The sequence below is a fragment of the Janthinobacterium sp. SUN211 genome, from assembly GCF_030587315.1.
In the GTDB taxonomy this organism is placed as follows: Bacteria; Pseudomonadota; Gammaproteobacteria; order Burkholderiales; family Burkholderiaceae_D; genus Janthinobacterium; species Janthinobacterium kumbetense.
Genome location: NZ_JAPWIC010000003.1, coordinates 173,696 through 190,578 on the forward strand (window position 1 = coordinate 173,696; position 16,883 = coordinate 190,578).

Below are 16,883 nucleotides of genomic sequence, written 5' to 3' on the forward strand. Positions count from 1 at the left end.
GGCACGGCCGCGCTGGTCGGCGCCGGTCGTGCGGCAGTCTTGTTCTTGATCGTGCATGAAGCGAAAGGCCCGGCAGCGCCGGGCCTTCAGTACCGTCGATGCTTATTTCACTTGCGCTTCCGTGTAGTAGCCGCTGCCGGTGACGAGCACCTGCTTCCAGTTCGCCTTGTCGACGGTGACCGGTTTCAACAGGTACGATGGCACCACCTTGATACCGTTGTTATAGGTCTTGGTATCGTTGACGGTCGGCGTCTTGCCGCTCATCATCGCGTCGACCATGTTGGCCGTCACCTTGGCCAATTCGCGCGTGTCCTTGAACACGGTCGATGCCTGTTCGCCGCGGATGATCGATTTCACCGACGGGATTTCCGCATCCTGGCCCGTCACGACGGGGAACGGTTGTTTCGGCGTGCCGTAGCCGACGCCCTTGAGCGAGGACAGGATGCCGATGCTCAAGCCGTCATACGGCGACAGCACCGCGTCGACGCGCGCATTGCCGTAGTAGGCGCTGAGCAGGTTGTCCATGCGCGCCTGCGCCACGGCGCCGTCCCAGCGCAGGGTGGCGACCTTTTCCATGCCCATCTGCTTCGAGCGCACCACCAGCTTGCCGCTGTCGATGTAGGGTTTCAGCACCGACAGCGCGCCGTTGTAGAAGAAGTGCGCGTTGTTGTCATCGGCCGAGCCGCCGAACAGCTCGATGTTGAACGGGCCCTTGCCTTCCTTGAGTTTCAGCGCCGATTCGATATAGCCCGCTTGCAGCACGCCGACCTGAAAGTTGTCGAAGGTGGCGTAGTAATCGATGTTTTTCGTGCCGCGGATCAGGCGGTCATACGAAATGACCTTGATGCCCTTGTCGGCCGCTTTTTGCAGCACGTTCGACAGGGTGGTGCCGTCGATGGCGGCGATCACCAGCACCTTGGCGCCCTTGGTGATCATGTTTTCCACCTGCGCCAGTTGGTTCGGGATATCGTCGTCGGCAAACTGCAAGTCCGTCTTGTAGCCGCGCTCCTTGAATACCTTGACCATGTTGTCGCCGTCGGCGATCCAGCGCATGGACGACTTGGTCGGCATCGAGATGCCGATCGCGCCCTTGTCGGCGGCGCTTGCCACGGGCATTACCGCCATGCCGGAGATGGCCAGCGCCAGGCTCGCGGTCAGCATTTTCATTGTTGTTTTCATTTCAGGTCTCCACCGTCTTCGATAGTTGAATGTGCCAGGGCCGTCGTCCCGATGGGCGGGCTCCGTGCGGATGGCCGATTGCAGGCCACGGCTGATACTAGTTTGTCCATCCATCCCTCACCAATCACTTTTTTCACATCGGTGATATCCAAAACGGTATCGATAAGCGGATTGATGCAATGCGCCATGCGGCCCATTCCCGCCGTGCAGCCAGGGCTGGAAAGGGGGCCGGGCGGCGGCTTTTTTTGGTGCGCTGCAATACCAATAATCATCATTCAATTTGGTGATTTTCGTAATTGCGGCGACACAGGGCGGCGCGCAGAATCGCTCCGAACTTGACCGATTGCCTTCCCATCACGTCCCTTTGAAAGCTTGCCATGCAGCCGATTTCCCCCGCCTCCCTGTTGCCCGCCGATTTGGCGCAGGCCCTCCTTATCGGCCGCATCTGGCGTGACGGCCCTTGTGTCGTCGCCGTGCGCGGCGGCGAGGTGGTCGACCTCACGCAGACGGTGGCGACGGTGGCCGAGCTGTTCGAGCGTAGCGATGCGCTCGATATCGCCCGCCATGCGCCCGGAATCGCGCTCGGCTCCGTGCAGGCGCTGCTGGAGCAGGCGCTGGCCGCGCCGGCCGGCGCGCCGCTGCTGTTGGCGCCGTGCGACCTGCAGGCTGTCAAGGCATGCGGCGTGACCTTCGCCGTCAGCCTGCTCGAACGGGTGATCGAGGAACAGGCGGGCGGCGACGCGGCACGCGCGGCGAGCCTGCGCACCGCCCTGCAAATGACCCTGGGCGGCGACTTGTCCGCATTGAAGCCCGGCTCGGACGCGGCGCAGCGGCTGAAACAGCAGCTGCAGCAGCGCGGCGCCTGGTCGCAGTACATCGAAGTGGGCATCGGCCCCGATGCGGAAGTGTTTACCAAGGCGCAGCCGATGTCGTCGGTGGGTTGCGGCGCGCAGGTGGGCTTGCTGCCATCGTCCGCCTGGAACAACCCGGAGCCCGAGATCGTCCTGGCCGTCAACAGCCGCGGCGAGGTGCTGGGAGCGACCTTGGGCAATGACGTCAACCTGCGCGACATCGAAGGGCGCAGTGCCCTCTTGCTGGGCAAGGCCAAGGATAACAACGGTTCCTGCGCCATCGGTCCCTTCATCCGCCTGTTCGACGAACACTTCACGCTCGACACCGTGCGCCAGGCGGAAGTGTCGCTGCTGATCGAAGGCGCGGACGACGGCTTTGTGCTCGAAGGCGCCAGCTTCATGCGCGAGATCAGCCGCGATCCGCTGGACCTGGTGCGCCAGACGGCGGGCCCGTATCACCAGTATCCGGACGGTTTCATGCTGTTCCTGGGGACCATGTTCTCGCCCGTGAAGGACCGCGGCGAGCAGGGCGGCGGCTTTACGCACCACCTGGGTGACCGGGTGACGATTGCCAGCGCTTCGCTGGGCGCGCTGGTCAACGAAGTGCAGCGCTGCGATGCGATTGCCCCTTGGACGTTCGGCGTGCGCGCGCTGTACCGGAGCCTGGCGCAGCGCGGCCTGATCTGATTTCCCAATTCCTATAACGAGAGGCACCATGCAAACTGCAATCTATCCCAGCCTGGCAGGTCAGCGCGTCGTCATCACGGGCGGCGGCACCGGCATCGGCGTGGCCATCGTCGAGGCGTTCGCGCGCCAGGGCGCCCACGTCACCTTTCTCGACATCGCCAGCGAGGCGTCGCTGGCGCTGCAGGAAAAGTTGGCCGACCTGCCGCAGCCTCCCGTTTTCCGCTATTGCGATCTGACGGACCTGGAGGCCCTGGCCGCCACCTTCGCCGAGATCGAACACAGCGCGGGCGCTACGGATATCCTCATCAACAACGCGGCCAATGACGACCGCCACCAGCTGCAGGACGTCACGCCCGCCTACTGGGACGAGCGCATTGCCGTCAACCTGCGCCACCAGTATTTCTGCGCCCAGGCTGTGGCGCCGGCCATGCGCGCCAAGGGCAGCGGCGTGATCCTCAATCTGGGGTCGATTTCCTGGCACCTGGCGCAAGCGCGCCTGTCGATCTACATGACGGCGAAAGCCGGTATCGAGGGCCTGACGCGCGGCCTGGCGCGCGACCTGGGCGTCGACGGCATCCGCGTCAATTGCATCATTCCCGGCGCCGTGCGCACGCCGCGCCAGGAGAAACTGTGGCATACGCCGGAGGCGGAAGCCGTGATCCTGCAGGGGCAATGCCTGCAGCTGCGCGTGGAGCCGGAAGACGTGGCGGCGCTGGCGCTGTTCCTCGCGTCGGACAACGCGGCCAAGTGCGCCGGCCGCGAATATTATGTCGACGCAGGCTGGTACGGCGCATGAGTACCCCAAACAATCGCCAGTCGCGGCGCTTCCGCTCGCAGGACTGGTTCGACAATCCCGACCACATTGACATGACGGCGCTGTACCTGGAGCGCTTCATGAACTACGGGATCACGGCCGAGGAGCTGCGTTCGGGCCGGCCCATCATCGGCATTGCGCAAAGCGGCAGCGATATCAGCCCCTGCAACCGCATCCACCTGGAACTGGCCCAGCGCGTGCGCGACGGCATCCGCGATGCGGGCGGCATCCCGATGGAATTCCCGCTGCACCCGATCTTTGAAAATTGCCGCCGTCCGACGGCCGCGCTGGACCGCAACCTGGCGTATCTGGGCCTTGTGGAAATCCTGCATGGTTACCCGATCGACGCCGTGGTGCTGACGACGGGTTGCGACAAGACCACGCCGGCCCAGCTGATGGCCGCCGCCACGGTCGACATCCCCGCCATCGTGCTGTCGGGCGGTCCCATGCTCGATGGCTGGATGGACGGCGAACTGGTGGGTTCCGGCGCGGCCATCTGGAAGGGCCGCCGCCAGTTGTCCGCCGGCTTGATCGACAACGATAAATTCCTGCAGATCGCCGCCGCCTCGGCGCCATCGGCCGGCCACTGCAACACCATGGGCACGGCATCGACGATGAATGCGCTGGCCGAGGCGCTGGGCATGTCCCTGACGGGCTGTTCGGCCATCCCCGCGCCGTACCGCGAGCGTGGCCAGATCGCCTATGCCACGGGGTGCCGCATCGTCGACATGGCGTTCGAGGACGTCCGTCCTTCAAGCATCCTCACGCGCGCAGCGTTTTTGGACGCCATCATCGTCAACGCGGCCATCGGCGGCTCGACCAACGCCCAGCCCCATTTGATGGCCATGGCCCGCCATGCGGGCGTGGAGCTGCATTCGAGCGACTGGATGGAACACGGCTACGACGTGCCGCTGCTGCTGAACATGCAGCCGGCCGGCAAATTCCTGGGCGAGCGTTTCCACCGCGCCGGCGGCGTGCCGGCCGTGATGTGGGAGTTGCTCCAGGCGGGTTTGCTGCATGCCGAGCGGCCCACCGTCACGGGCAAGACGATGGCGGCGAACCTGGCCGGGCGCGAAAGCGCGGACCGCGAGATGATCCGTCCGTTTGCCGCGCCGCTGAAGGAAAAGGCCGGTTTCATGGCCTTGCAGGGCAACCTGTTCGACTTCGCCATCATGAAGACCAGCGTGATCTCGCCCGCTTTCCGCGAGCGCTACCTGTCGCGCCCGGGCAGCGAAGGCGTATTCGAGGCGCGCGCCATTGTCTTTGACGGGTCAAACGACTACCACGCGCGCATCAACGACCCGGCCCTGGCCATCGACGACAGCTGCATGCTGGTCATGCGTGGCGCCGGCCCTGTCGGCTGGCCCGGCTCGGCCGAAGTGGTCAACATGCAGCCGCCCGACGCCTTGCTCAAGGCCGGCATTTTGAACCTGCCGACCCTGGGCGACGGGCGCCAGTCGGGCACCTCGGACAGTCCCTCGATCCTGAACGCGTCGCCGGAAAGCGCGGTCGGTGGCGGCCTGGCGCTGCTGCGCACGGGCGACATGATCCGCGTGGACTTGAACGCGGGCCGTTGCGACATGCTGGTCGAGGCACAGGAACTGGCGCGCCGCGCCAACGAGCTGCCGCCGCCCGTCAACGACAGCGCCACGCCATGGCAGGAGCTGTACCGCGCCAGCGTGGGCCAGCTGGAAACGGGCGCCTGCATGGAGCTGGCGCTGAAGTACCGCGCCGTGGGGCAGACCCTGCCGCGCCACAACCATTGATTTTTGAAGCCGCAACACCCGCAGTGAAAAAACGTTGTTAATAAAATCCACAAGGAGACACACAATGAACAAGATCATCAGTGCAGCCATCATGACCGCCATGCTGGCATTGACCAGCAGCGCCGCCCTGGCCGATGCAAAAAACCCGAAGATCGGCTTTTCCATCGACGATTTGCGCGTGGAACGCTGGACGCGCGACCGCGATTTCTTCATCGCCGCCGCCGAAAAGCAGGGCGCCAAGGTCTTCGTGCAGTCGGCCGACGCCAGCGAGCAGCGTCAGATTTCTCAAATCGAGAACCTGATCTCGCGCGGCGTGGACGTGCTGGTGATCGTGCCGTTCAACGCGACGGTATTGAACAACACCGTCAAGGAAGCGAAAAAGGCCGGCATCAAGGTGCTGTCATATGACCGATTGATCCTGAACGCCGATATCGACGCGTATATCTCGTTCGACAACGAGAAAGTAGGCGAAATGCAGGCCGAGGGCGTGACCAAGCTGCAACCGAAGGGCAATTACTACCTGCTGGGCGGCTCGCCGACCGACAACAACGCCAAGATGCTGCGCGAAGGCCAGATGAAAGTGCTCAAGCCGTTTATCGACAAGGGCGATATCAAGATCGTCGGCCAGCAGTGGGTGAAGGACTGGAGCGCCACCGAAGCGCTGTCCATCGTGGAAAACGCGCTGACGGCCAACGGCAACAAGATCGACGCCATCGTCGCCTCGAACGACGGCACGGCCGGCGGCGCCATCCAGGCTCTGGCTGCGCAAAAACTGGCAGGCAAGGTACCTGTCTCGGGCCAGGACGCCGATCTGGCGGCGGTGAAACGCGTGATCGCCGGCACGCAGTCGATGACAGTCTACAAACCGCTCAAAACCATCGCTGCCGAAGCGGCCAAGCTGGCCGTGCAACTGGCGCGCAATGAAAAGCCGGCCTACAACTCCAGCTATGACAACGGCTTGAAAAAAGTCAGCACGGTGCTGTTGAAACCAACGCCGCTGACCAAGGCGAATGTGAACGTTCTCGTCGACGACGGCTTCTATACCAAAGCTCAGTTGGGCAACTAAAAGCTGGGGTCAGACCCGCTGGGACTGACCCCTGATTTCTGTTAATCCGCAACGAGAGTGAGCATGTCCGACTATCTGCTTGAAATGAAAGGCATCGTCAAACAGTTTGGCGGTGTCCGCGCGCTTGACGGCATCGACCTGCAGGTGCGGGCCGGCGAGTGTATCGGTCTGTGCGGCGAGAATGGCGCCGGCAAGTCGACCCTGATGAAAGTGCTGTCCGGTGTGTACCCGCACGGCACCTGGGATGGCGACATCCTGTGGGATGGCCAGCCCCTGCGCGCGCAATCGATCCGCGACACGGAAGACGCGGGCATCATCATCATCCACCAGGAGCTGATGCTGGTGCCGCAGCTGTCCGTGGCCGAGAATATCTTCATGGGCCGCGAGTTGACCCTGCCGGGTGGGCGCATGCATTATGCGGCCATGTACAAGCGCGCCGACGAGCTGCTGCGCGAACTGAAAATTCCCGAATTGAACGTGGCGCAGCCCGTGATGAATTACGGCGGCGGCCACCAGCAACTGGTGGAAATCGCCAAGGCGCTCAACAAGAATGCGCGCTTGCTGATTCTCGACGAGCCGTCGTCGTCGCTGACGGCGTCGGAAATCGCCGTGCTGCTCGATATCCTGCGCGCGTTGAAGGCCAAGGGCGTCACCTGCATCTACATTTCGCACAAGCTCGATGAAGTGGCGGCCATCTGCGACACCATCGTCGTCATCCGCGACGGCAAGCACATCGCCACCACGCCGATGGCGCAGATGAACGTCGAGCGCATCATCGCGCAGATGGTGGGCCGCGAAATGAGCCAGTTGTATCCGCAGCGCGCGCAGCCGCCGGCCATTGGCGAGGTGCTGTTCGAGGCGCGCCATGTGACTTGCATCGACGCCGACAACCCGCAGCGCAAGCGCGTCGACGATGTGTCATTCACCCTGCGCAAGGGCGAAATCCTCGGTATCGCCGGTCTGGTGGGGGCGGGGCGCACGGAACTCGTCTCGGCCCTGTTTGGCGCCTACCAGGGGCCGTGCGAGGCCGAAGTGTGGCTCGATGGCCGGAGAATCGATACCCGCTCGCCGCAAAAGGCCATCGCCAAGGGCCTGGCCATGGTGCCGGAAGACCGCAAGCACCACGGCATCGTGCCGGACCTCGACGTGGGGCAGAACATCACCCTGGCCGTGCTGGAGCAATTCGCGCGCGCCACGCGCATCGATGGCGAGGCGGAATTGACGGCCGTGCGCGGCGAGATCGCCCAGCTGGAGCTGAAGGCGGCCAGCCCGTCGCTGCCCATTACGAGCCTGTCGGGCGGCAACCAGCAGAAGGCCGTGCTGGCCAAGATGCTGCTGACGCGCCCGCGCGTGCTGATTCTCGACGAGCCCACGCGCGGCGTGGACGTGGGCGCCAAATATGAAATCTACAAGTTGATGCTGGCGCTGGCCGACCGGGGCGTGGCCATCATCATGGTCTCGTCGGAACTGGCCGAAGTGCTGGGAGTGTCCGACCGCGTGCTGGTGATGGGCGAGGGCCGCTTGCGCGGCGACTTTATCAACGATGGCCTGAGCCAGGAAACCGTGCTGGCGGCGGCGCTGGACCAGCGCCCGGCTCCCGCCGCCCATACCGCAAACAAGGAAACCGCAGCATGAAACCGCACAGTATCAAACAGCTGTTCACCCAATACAAGATGCTGGCCCTGCTGATCGCCGTGGCGCTGATCTGGGCCTTCTTTTCGTGGAAGACGCAGGGCAGTTTCCTTACGCCGCGCAACCTGTCGAACCTGCTGCGCCAGATGTCCGTCACCGGCATCCTCGCCTGCGGCATGGTGCTGGTGATTATCGCCGGCGAGATCGACCTGTCGATCGGCTCCCTGCTGGGGCTACTCGGCGGCATCGCCGCCGTGCTGGACGTGACGCAGCACTGGCCGCTGGCGCTGAACCTGGCGGCGGTACTCGGCTGCGGCCTGGTGATCGGCCTGTTGAATGGCTACCTGACGGCGTACCGGGGAATCCCGTCCTTCATCGTGGGCCTGGGCGGCATGCTGGCGTATCGTGGCATCCTGCTGGGCATCACGGGCGGCATCACGATCGCGCCCGTCTCCGAGCCGATGGTCTACCTGGGGCAGGGCTACCTGCCCGCGGTGCCCGGCATCGTGCTGGGCATCGGCCTGTTCCTGCTGGCCGCTTTCCTGACGTGGCGCGCGCGTGCCAGCCGCGCGCAGCATGGCTTGCCGCAGACGGCGCCCTGGGCCGACGGCTTGCGCCTGGCCGTCATCGGCGCCGTGCTGTACGCTTTCGTGCAAACCCTGAATGGCTATGAAGGCATCCCGCTGCCCGTGCTGTTGCTACTGGCCTTGCTGGGGTTGTTCAGTTACATCACCAGCCAGACCGTGTTCGGCCGCCGCATCTACGCCGTCGGCAGCAATATGGAAGCGACGCGCCTGTCCGGCATCAATGTGAAAGCCGTCAAGCTGTGGATCTTCGGCATCATGGGCCTGATGTGCGCGCTGGCTGGCCTGATCAACACGGGCCGCCTGGCGGCGGGTTCGCCCTCGGCCGGCACCTTCAGCGAACTCGATGCCATCGCCGCCTGCTTCATCGGCGGCACTTCGATGCGCGGCGGCTCGGGCACCGTGTATGGCGCCCTGATCGGCGCGCTGGTGATGGCCAGCCTGGATAACGGCATGTCCATGCTGGACGTGGACACCTACTGGCAGATGATCGTGAAAGGCAGTATCCTCACTTTGGCCGTGTGGGTCGATGTCAGCACGCGAGCAGGGCGCAGATAGCCGTGAAACGATCTGGCACGGGAGGAGACACCATGAAGATGCCGACCGCGCACCGGATCGCGCTGCTGTTTAACGGGAATAAAATATATGACCGCGACATCATCGCGGGCATCGCCGCCTACCTGAACACCACGCGCGTGTCGTGGGACCTGTTCCTGGAAGAGGATTTTCGCTGCCGCCTGCCCGGCATCGAACGCTGGCAGGGCGACGGCATCATCGCCGATTTCGACGATCCCGCCGTCTGCGCGGCGCTGGCGCACAGTCGCCTGCCGGTGGTGGCCGTGGGCGGCTCGTATGCGCGCGCGGAGGATTACCCGGCCGGCATCCCGTACGTGGCGACTGATAATTTCAAGATCGTCAAGCTGGCCTATGAACACCTGGTGGAAGCGGGATTGAGCCGCTTTGCCTGTTTCAGCCTGCCCGAGGCCGATGTCAACCGCTGGGCGCAGGAGCGCGAAACGGCATTTTGCGCCTTGATGCAGCGCGACCACATGCGCGCCGACGTGTACCGGGGCGTCGCCACCAGCGCGCCGTCATGGGACGAAGCGGTGGAGCAGCAGATCGCCTGGCTCAATAGCCTGGAAAAACCCGTCGGCATCATCGCCGTCAGCGACGCGCGCGCGCGCCAGTTGCTGCAAGCCTGCATGCACGCGGGCATCGCCGTGCCCGAGCAGGTCGCCCTGATCGGCATCGACAATGACCCGCTGGCGCGCATGCTCACGCGCATTCCCTTGAGTTCCGTGATCCAGGGCACGGAGGAAATGGGCCGCACGGCGGCGCATCTGCTGCACCAGATGTTGAATGGCGCACGCCTGTCCGGCACGCGCATCCTCGTGCCGCCGGCGGGCCTGAACGTGCTCGCTTCCACGCGCCACCAGCCCTTCCAGCATCCGCAGGTGATGCAGGCGCGCCACTTCATTCGCCAGTACGCCTGCCAGGGCATCAAGACGGAGCAGGTGGCCGATTACGTGGGCGTGTCGCGCTCTTCGCTCGAAGCGCACTTCCGCCACGAGCTGGGGCGCAGCGTGCACGATGAAATCCTGCATTTCAAGCTCGACGCGGCCAAGACTCTGCTGGCGCGCGGGCCGGGGCAGGTGGCCGAGGTGGCCGTGCGTTGCGGCTTTACCACGGTGCAGTACATGCATGCCGTCTTCAAGCGCGAACTCGGTTGCACGCCGCGCGAATTCCAGCAGCGCAGCCGGCCGCCGCCAGCCCCCGGGCAGGCGCCATGATGCATCTGCTGCACAACGCGCGCGGCATGCGCGTGGCCATCGATGCGCACGATGCCAGCCTGCGGGCCTGGTGGGCGCCCGACCGCTATGGCCGGCTGGCCGATGTGCTGGACGCGGCGCCCCCAGCGGCGCGGTCCTCCGCGGGCTGGCAGTGCGCATCGCCCGGCGACGGCCACTTGCAGTTGCAGCTGGCGCAAGACGGCCTGTCGGTACGCCTGACCTACCGGTTTGACGACGACGGCAGCCTGCACCTCGACTGCGTCGCCACGGCCGATACCGTTTCCCGTTTTGCGCTTGCCGCACCCCGCTTCAACCTGCAGGGCCGCCGTGCCGGCGTGGGCGACCATGTGCTGCGCCTGGCTGCCGACCGTTACTGGCCTTGGCCTGGCGGCTGTGCGGGTGGCGCGCCGCTCGATGTGGCGGGCAGCGCCTTCGACTTCCGCCAGCCGGCGCCGCTCGCTTCTCGCCTGGCCTGGCCCGCACTGGTGCATTTGCCGGGATTCCGGCATGACTTTTACTGGACTGGCAGCGGCCAGCTGCGCGAGGCGGCGCGGGTTGCCGACCCCGCGTCGGGCCGGGTCCTGCGTTTTTCCAGCACCCAGGACAGTTGCCATCTGTATTCCGATGCGCGCTGTTTTTCCCTGCTGGCGCAGGATGTGGAAATGCAGCCGGGACAGGCGATGCGCTTCAAGCTCGCCTACCGTTTGGGCGTGCAGGATCTCGACGCGTTTGACATATCCGAACCGGTATCAATGATGTCAAATAAGTGATTGGTCAGATATGCGGGGCAGTTCTACCATGGGGTAGTTTTTCCCTCATTTATTTTTGTCCTGACCGACGCTGCGAATCTGCCCATGAACATACTCACCATCGATGCCGGCACCACCAATACGCGTACCTTGCTGTGGCGCGCAGGTGCCGTCGTCGCCCATGCGCAGCTGGAAACGGGCGTGCGCAATACCGCCATCGATGGCCATAACGGCGCGCTGAAACAGGCGCTGCGCGACACCATCGCCTGCGTGCTGGCCAGCGCGGGCATTGCGCCGTCCGAGGTGGACCTGGCGCTGGCGTCGGGCATGATCACCTCGCCCATGGGCGTGCGGGAAGTGCCGCATTTGCCGGCGCCCGCCGGCCTGGCCCAGCTGGCGCAAGGCATGCAGGCGGTGGACTTGCCCGACGTGCTGGCGCAGCCCCTGTGGCTGATTCCCGGCGTGCGCAACCAGCATGGCGCCGTCGGCCTGCATAACGTTGAGGCGATGGACATGATGCGCGGCGAAGAGACGGAAGTCGTCGCGCTGCTCGAGCGCCTGCAGTTGCGCGGCGCGGCAACCTTGATCATGCCCGGCTCGCATACCAAATTGATCAGCGTGGACGAGCAGCGCCGCATACTCGGCTGCAGCACCACCATCGCGGGCGAACTGCTGCAGGCGATCACGCAGCACACCCTGATCAAGCAATCGGTCGATGGCGGTTTTGCGCAGACCCTGGTGCCGAAAATGCTGCTGGCCGGCGCGGCCGCGGCGCAAAAAACGGGGCTGGCGCGCGCCTGCTTCAGCGTGCGCACCCTGGGCCAGTTCAGCGCCGTCGAATGCAACGAGCGGGCCAATTTCCTGATGGGCGCCGTCCTCAGCGGCGACTTGCTGGCGCTGCGCAACAGCACCGCCATCCAGATGCGGCCCGATACCCCGCTCGTCATTACGGGCAAGCCCATGCTGCGCCAGGCGCTCGGGCTGCTGATCGAAGAACACGGATTTTTTTATGGCAAGCGCATCATCGTCGACGACCAGCAGCAAGCCAATCTGGCCGGTCACGGTGCGCTGCTGATCGCCGCCGCGCGCGGCTTGATTTCCCCGCAGGAGACAGTATGAGTGACAACAAGAACAAGCGTCCCTTGCGTTCGCAAGCGTGGTTTGGCGGTGACGACAAAGACAGTTTCATTCACCGCAGCTGGATGAAGAACCAGGGCTATCCCAGCGACGCCTTCGATGGCCGTCCCGTCATCGGCATCTGCAATACCTGGTCCGAACTGACCCCCTGCAATGGCCATTTCCGCGACCTGGCCGAGATGGTCAAGCGCGGCGTGCTCGAAGCGGGCGGTTTTCCCGTCGAATTCCCCGTGATGTCGCTGGGCGAGACGAACCTGCGCCCGACGGCCATGCTGTTCCGTAACCTGGCCAGCATGGATGTCGAGGAATCGATCCGCGCCAATCCGATCGACGGCGTGGTGCTGCTGACGGGCTGCGACAAGACCACTCCGGCCCTGCTGATGGGCGCGGCCAGCGTGGACTTGCCCACTATCGTGCTGTCGGGCGGCCCCATGCTGAACGGTAACTACCGCGGCAAACCGATCGGCTCCGGCACGGACGTGTGGAAGTTTTCCGAGGACGTGCGCGCCGGGCGCATGACCTCAAACGAATTCAAACAGGCCGAATCGTGCATGTCGCGCTCCGCCGGCCACTGCATGACCATGGGCACGGCTTCCACCATGGCCAGCATGGTCGAGGCACTGGGCGTGACCCTGCCCGGCAACGCTGCCATTCCCGCCGTCGATGCGCGCCGCAAGCTGCAGGCGCAGCTGACGGGCCGGCGCATCGTCGACATGGTGCATGAAGACCTGAAACTGTCGCAGATCCTCACGCGCGAGGCGTTTGAAAACGCCATCATGGTCAACGGCGCCATCGGCGGCTCGACCAATGCCGTGATCCACCTGCTGGCCATCGCAGGGCGCATCGGCGTGGACATGCGCCTGGGTGACTGGGACCGCCTGGGGCGCGACATTCCCTGCCTGCTGAACCTGATGCCGTCGGGCCAGTACCTGATGGAAGATTTTTACTATGCGGGCGGCTTGCCCGTGATCATCCGCGACTTGCTGGGCAAATTGCATGGCGAGGCGCTCACCGTTACGGGCGCCAGCATGGCCGTCAACGTGGCCGAAGCGGAAAATTTCAATCCCGAGGTGATCACGCCGCTGGCGCAGCCATTCAAGGACGAGGGCGGCATCGCCGTCCTGCATGGCAACCTGGCCCCGCGCGGTGCCGTCATCAAGCCGTCCGCCGCCTCGCCCGAACTGATGCAGCACCGTGGCCGCGCCGTCGTCTTCAACAGCATCGAGCATTATAAAAAGCGCGTCGACGATCCGGCCCTCGATATCGACGCCAGCTGCGTGATGGTGCTGCAAAATTGCGGCCCGCAGGGCTATCCTGGCATGGCTGAGGTGGGCAATATGGGATTGCCGAAGAAACTGCTGGAGCAGGGCGTGCGCGACATGGTACGCATCTCGGATGCGCGCATGAGCGGCACGGCCTACGGCACGGTGGTGCTGCATGTGGCGCCGGAAGCGGCCGTGGGCGGGCCGCTGGCGCTGGTGCGCGATGGCGACATGATTGAACTGGACGTGGCGGGCCGGCGTTTGCACCTGGACGTCGACGAGGCCGAGCTGGCGCGCCGCCGCGCCGAGTGGACAGCGCCGCAGCCGGCCATGAAGGGCGGCTACCAGTCGATGTACATCAAGCACGTGACGCAGGCCGACGAAGGCGCGGACCTCGACTTCCTCGTCGGTTGCCGAGGCTCCGCGGTTCCGCGTGAATCACATTGAAAAACAAGGAAAAAATGATGGGGACACAGGCCCAATTACTGGTCGATGCGCAGAATTTTCTCGGCGAGGGCGTGCGCTGGTGCGAACGCAGCGGCCGCGTTTTCTGGACGAATATCGAAGGCTGCCAGCTGCATGCGCTGGTGCTGGCCACGGGCGAGCGCCAGACGTGGGCCATGCCGGAGCGCCTGGCGTGCTTCGCGCTGACGGACAGCGACGACGTGCTGCTGCTGGGACTGGCTTCGCGCCTGGCCTGGTTTGATGCGCGCAGCGGGGCCGTCACGCCCTTGCACACGGTGGAGGGGGACTTGCCCATGACGCGCCTGAACGATGGCCGCTGCGACCGCCAGGGACGCTTTGTCTTCGGCACGCTCGATGAGCGCCCGTGCCGCGATGCCGTCGCCAGCTTCTACCGCCTCAACCTGGACCTGACCCTGGAGCGTCTGCCGCTGCCGCAGATCGCCATCTCGAACAGCATCTGCTTCAGCGTCGATGGCACGGCCATGTACTTCTGCGACTCGATGAAAAAGGCGATCTACCGCTGGGACGATTACCTGGGGAGCGATGCCAGCCGGGTACGCGTGTTTGCCGTGCTCGATCCGGGGCCGGGTGCGGCCGATGGCGCCACCATCGATGCGGATGACTACCTGTGGAGCGCGCAATGGGGCGCCGGCAGGGTCTTGCGCTTCGCGCCGGACGGCAGCGTCGAGCGCAAGATCAGCCTGCCCGTCTCGCAGCCCAGCTGCGTGAGCCTGGGCGGGCCGCACTACGACGAATTGTTCGTCACCACGGCGCAGGAGAGCTTGAGCGCGGCCCAGCTGGCGAGCGAACCGCTGGCCGGGGGATTGTTTCATGCGCGCCAGGTGGGCGTGCGCGGTTTGCCGGAAGTGCGCTTTGGTGCCTTGCCGGCCTGACAGGAGAGAGCATATGCAAAAACATACGGTTTTCGAGGGCATTATCGAGCGGGGTATGGTCGGCATCGTGCGTGCCCCTTCGGCGCAGGCGGCCGTGCAGATTGCCGAGGCGTGCATTGCCGGCGGCATCACGGCGCTGGAAGTGGCATTCACCACGCCCGATACCCTGGGCGTGCTGCGCACCCTGCGCGAACGCCATGGCCATGACGTGCTGCTGGGCGCGGGCACGGTGCTCGATACGGAGACGGCACGCGCCGCCATCCTGGCTGGCGCCCAGTTCATCATCTCGCCCGGCGTGAACGTGGAGACCATCACGCTGTGCCAGCGCTACCAAGTGCTGTCCATGCCGGGGGCGATGACGCCGACGGAGATCGTCACGGCTCTGCAGGCCGGCGCCGATATCGTCAAGGTCTTCCCCGCCGAGATGTTCGGCCCCGCCTACATCAAGGCCCTGCGCGCGCCCTTGCCGCAAGCGCCGTTGATGCCGACGGGCGGCGTGACGGTGGAGAACTTGCATGAATGGCTTGCCAGCGGCGCCGTGGCCGTGGGCATCGGCAGCAGCCTGAGTGGCCCGGGCGCCACGGGAGACTACGCGGCCGTGACGGCGCGCGCGCAAGCGTTCGTGGCGAAGATGGCGGCCGTGCGGACGGCTAAGTCTTCTGGCTAGCTCCCACCGGGACGGGAATCTGCTACGCTAAAGGAGCAATGTCGCACGCCTCATAGACCAGAATATGTCCAACATCGCCCGCATCCTGCAAGACAGCCGCATCATCGCCATCGTCGGCATGTCCGATAAGCGCGAACGCGCCAGCCATGAAGTGGCAGATTACCTGCTGCGGCATGGCTATCGCGTGTTGCCCGTCAATCCGGCCCTCGCCGGACGCGATGTGCTGGGGCAGCGCGCTTACGCCACCCTGACGCAGGCCGCGGCGGCTGTCGCGCCGGCGCGCATCGACATCGTCGACTGCTTCCGCAAGTCAGAAGATATTCTGCCCATCGCCGAGGAAGCCATCGCCGTCAAGGCCGGCTGCCTGTGGCTGCAACTTGACGTCATCAACGAGCAGGCGGCGCAACTGGCGCGGGCGGCGGGCCTGGATGTGGTGATGGACCATTGCACAAAAATCGAGCACCGTAAGCTGGCGGTGGCGGCATGAAGGCGCGCACGCAGTTTCGTGCCGGGAAGGACTTCGACCTGAACGAGGATTTCGCCGGCAAGCGCCTGCTGGGCGCCGCCACCAAGGCGGCCAACAAGAAGCTGACGCCGGCCCAGTGCAAGGCCATCGACCGCGAGGAAACCGTGGCCCTGACGGCGCAGATCGCCGAGTGCCAGAGCATGCTGTACGCGCAGCACAAAAAGAAGGTGCTGCTGGTCTTGCAGGGCATGGATACGTCGGGCAAGGATGGCACGGTCAAGGCCATCTTCAGCAATATCAACCCGATGGGCATTCGCGCCGTGGCGTTCAAGGGACCCACCGATATCGAACTGGCGCACGATTACCTATGGCGCGTGCACCAGCACGTGCCCGTGAAAGGCGAAATCGCCATCTTCAACCGCAGCCATTACGAGGATGTGCTGATCACGCGCGTGCAGGACATGATCGACAAGGCAGAATGCCAGCGCCGCTATGCGCAGATCCGCGATTTCGAGCGCATGCTGAGCGAAACGGGCACCGTCATCCTGAAAGTCTTCCTGCATATCTCGAAGGACGAGCAACGGGGACGGCTGCAAGAGCGGCTCGATGATCCCGACCGCCAGTGGAAGTTCGATCCCAACGATATCGCCCAGCGCAAGAAGTGGGATGGCTACCAGCGCGCCTATGAAACGGCGATCCGCGAGACGGATGCCGACCATGCGCCCTGGTACGTGGTGCCATCGAATTCCAAGACGCAGCGCAACCTGGTGGTGGCGTCGCTGCTGCTGGAAACCCTGCAGGGCATGAAGCTGGAATACCCGGCGCCGGACCCGAAACTGTCGTCTTTCAAGGTCGAGTAGTTCCGCGCATCGCCT

General features: G+C 64.7%; 16 protein-coding genes. 14 read left to right on the forward strand and 2 right to left on the reverse strand.

The window, feature by feature from the left end; genetic code table 11:
• Positions 1–102: 102 nt before the first annotated feature.
• Positions 103–1,125: a multiple monosaccharide ABC transporter substrate-binding protein gene (gene chvE / locus O3301_RS12010; RefSeq protein WP_369812196.1), complete on the reverse strand. Its 1,023-nt coding sequence runs from the start codon at positions 1,123–1,125 to the stop codon at positions 103–105.
• A gap of 50 nt (positions 1,126–1,175) precedes the next feature.
• Positions 1,176–1,454, reverse strand: coding sequence for a hypothetical protein (locus tag O3301_RS12015; protein ID WP_305053686.1), 279 nt, complete (start codon positions 1,452–1,454; stop codon positions 1,176–1,178).
• Positions 1,455–1,556: 102 nt separating this feature from the next.
• Here O3301_RS12015 and O3301_RS12020 point away from each other — a divergent pair, with 102 nt between their 5' ends.
• From O3301_RS12020 to O3301_RS12085, 14 genes are all read left to right on the forward strand, one after another.
• Positions 1,557–2,717: a fumarylacetoacetate hydrolase family protein gene (locus O3301_RS12020; RefSeq protein WP_305056478.1), complete on the forward strand. Its 1,161-nt coding sequence runs from the start codon at positions 1,557–1,559 to the stop codon at positions 2,715–2,717.
• A gap of 28 nt (positions 2,718–2,745) precedes the next feature.
• Complete coding sequence (locus O3301_RS12025) at positions 2,746–3,513, forward strand: SDR family NAD(P)-dependent oxidoreductase (RefSeq protein WP_305056479.1); 768 nt, start codon at positions 2,746–2,748, stop codon at positions 3,511–3,513.
• Positions 3,510–5,297: an IlvD/Edd family dehydratase gene (locus O3301_RS12030; protein WP_305056480.1), complete on the forward strand. Its 1,788-nt coding sequence runs from the start codon at positions 3,510–3,512 to the stop codon at positions 5,295–5,297. The genes O3301_RS12025 and O3301_RS12030 overlap by 4 nt, the downstream gene beginning before the upstream one ends.
• Before the next feature lie 91 nt (positions 5,298–5,388).
• Positions 5,389–6,363, forward strand: coding sequence for a D-xylose ABC transporter substrate-binding protein (xylF, locus tag O3301_RS12035; RefSeq protein ID WP_369811627.1), 975 nt, complete (start codon positions 5,389–5,391; stop codon positions 6,361–6,363).
• A gap of 63 nt (positions 6,364–6,426) precedes the next feature.
• On the forward strand, positions 6,427–7,998 hold the full coding sequence (gene xylG, locus O3301_RS12040; protein ID WP_305056481.1) for a D-xylose ABC transporter ATP-binding protein: 1,572 nt from the start codon (positions 6,427–6,429) through the stop codon (positions 7,996–7,998).
• Positions 7,995–9,137: a sugar ABC transporter permease gene (locus O3301_RS12045; protein ID WP_152251553.1), complete on the forward strand. Its 1,143-nt coding sequence runs from the start codon at positions 7,995–7,997 to the stop codon at positions 9,135–9,137. Before xylG ends, O3301_RS12045 begins: the two co-directional genes overlap by 4 nt.
• Before the next feature lie 32 nt (positions 9,138–9,169).
• The gene (locus O3301_RS12050; RefSeq protein ID WP_289912551.1) at positions 9,170–10,369 is read left to right on the forward strand and encodes a DNA-binding transcriptional regulator; all 1,200 of its coding nucleotides are present in this window, start codon (positions 9,170–9,172) and stop codon (positions 10,367–10,369) included.
• Positions 10,366–11,139: a hypothetical protein gene (locus O3301_RS12055; protein WP_305056482.1), complete on the forward strand. Its 774-nt coding sequence runs from the start codon at positions 10,366–10,368 to the stop codon at positions 11,137–11,139. The genes O3301_RS12050 and O3301_RS12055 overlap by 4 nt, the downstream gene beginning before the upstream one ends.
• 84 nt (positions 11,140–11,223) lie before the next feature.
• The gene (locus tag O3301_RS12060; RefSeq protein WP_305056483.1) at positions 11,224–12,237 is read left to right on the forward strand and encodes a 2-dehydro-3-deoxygalactonokinase; all 1,014 of its coding nucleotides are present in this window, start codon (positions 11,224–11,226) and stop codon (positions 12,235–12,237) included.
• Positions 12,234–13,964 (forward strand): L-arabinonate dehydratase, encoded by a 1,731-nt coding sequence (gene araD, locus O3301_RS12065; protein WP_289912548.1) that lies wholly within the window; start codon positions 12,234–12,236, stop codon positions 13,962–13,964. The genes O3301_RS12060 and araD overlap by 4 nt, the downstream gene beginning before the upstream one ends.
• A gap of 14 nt (positions 13,965–13,978) precedes the next feature.
• On the forward strand, positions 13,979–14,875 hold the full coding sequence (locus O3301_RS12070) for an SMP-30/gluconolactonase/LRE family protein (protein WP_369812192.1): 897 nt from the start codon (positions 13,979–13,981) through the stop codon (positions 14,873–14,875).
• A 13-nt stretch (positions 14,876–14,888) separates the two neighbouring features.
• Entirely contained in the window at positions 14,889–15,542 is a 654-nt protein-coding gene (locus O3301_RS12075) for a bifunctional 2-keto-4-hydroxyglutarate aldolase/2-keto-3-deoxy-6-phosphogluconate aldolase (protein WP_305056484.1), read from the forward strand.
• 64 nt (positions 15,543–15,606) lie between these two features.
• Positions 15,607–16,029: a CoA-binding protein gene (locus tag O3301_RS12080; protein ID WP_305056485.1), complete on the forward strand. Its 423-nt coding sequence runs from the start codon at positions 15,607–15,609 to the stop codon at positions 16,027–16,029.
• Entirely contained in the window at positions 16,026–16,868 is an 843-nt protein-coding gene (locus O3301_RS12085; RefSeq protein ID WP_099665922.1) for a PPK2 family polyphosphate kinase, read from the forward strand. Before O3301_RS12080 ends, O3301_RS12085 begins: the two co-directional genes overlap by 4 nt.
• Positions 16,869–16,883: the final 15 nt, after the last annotated feature.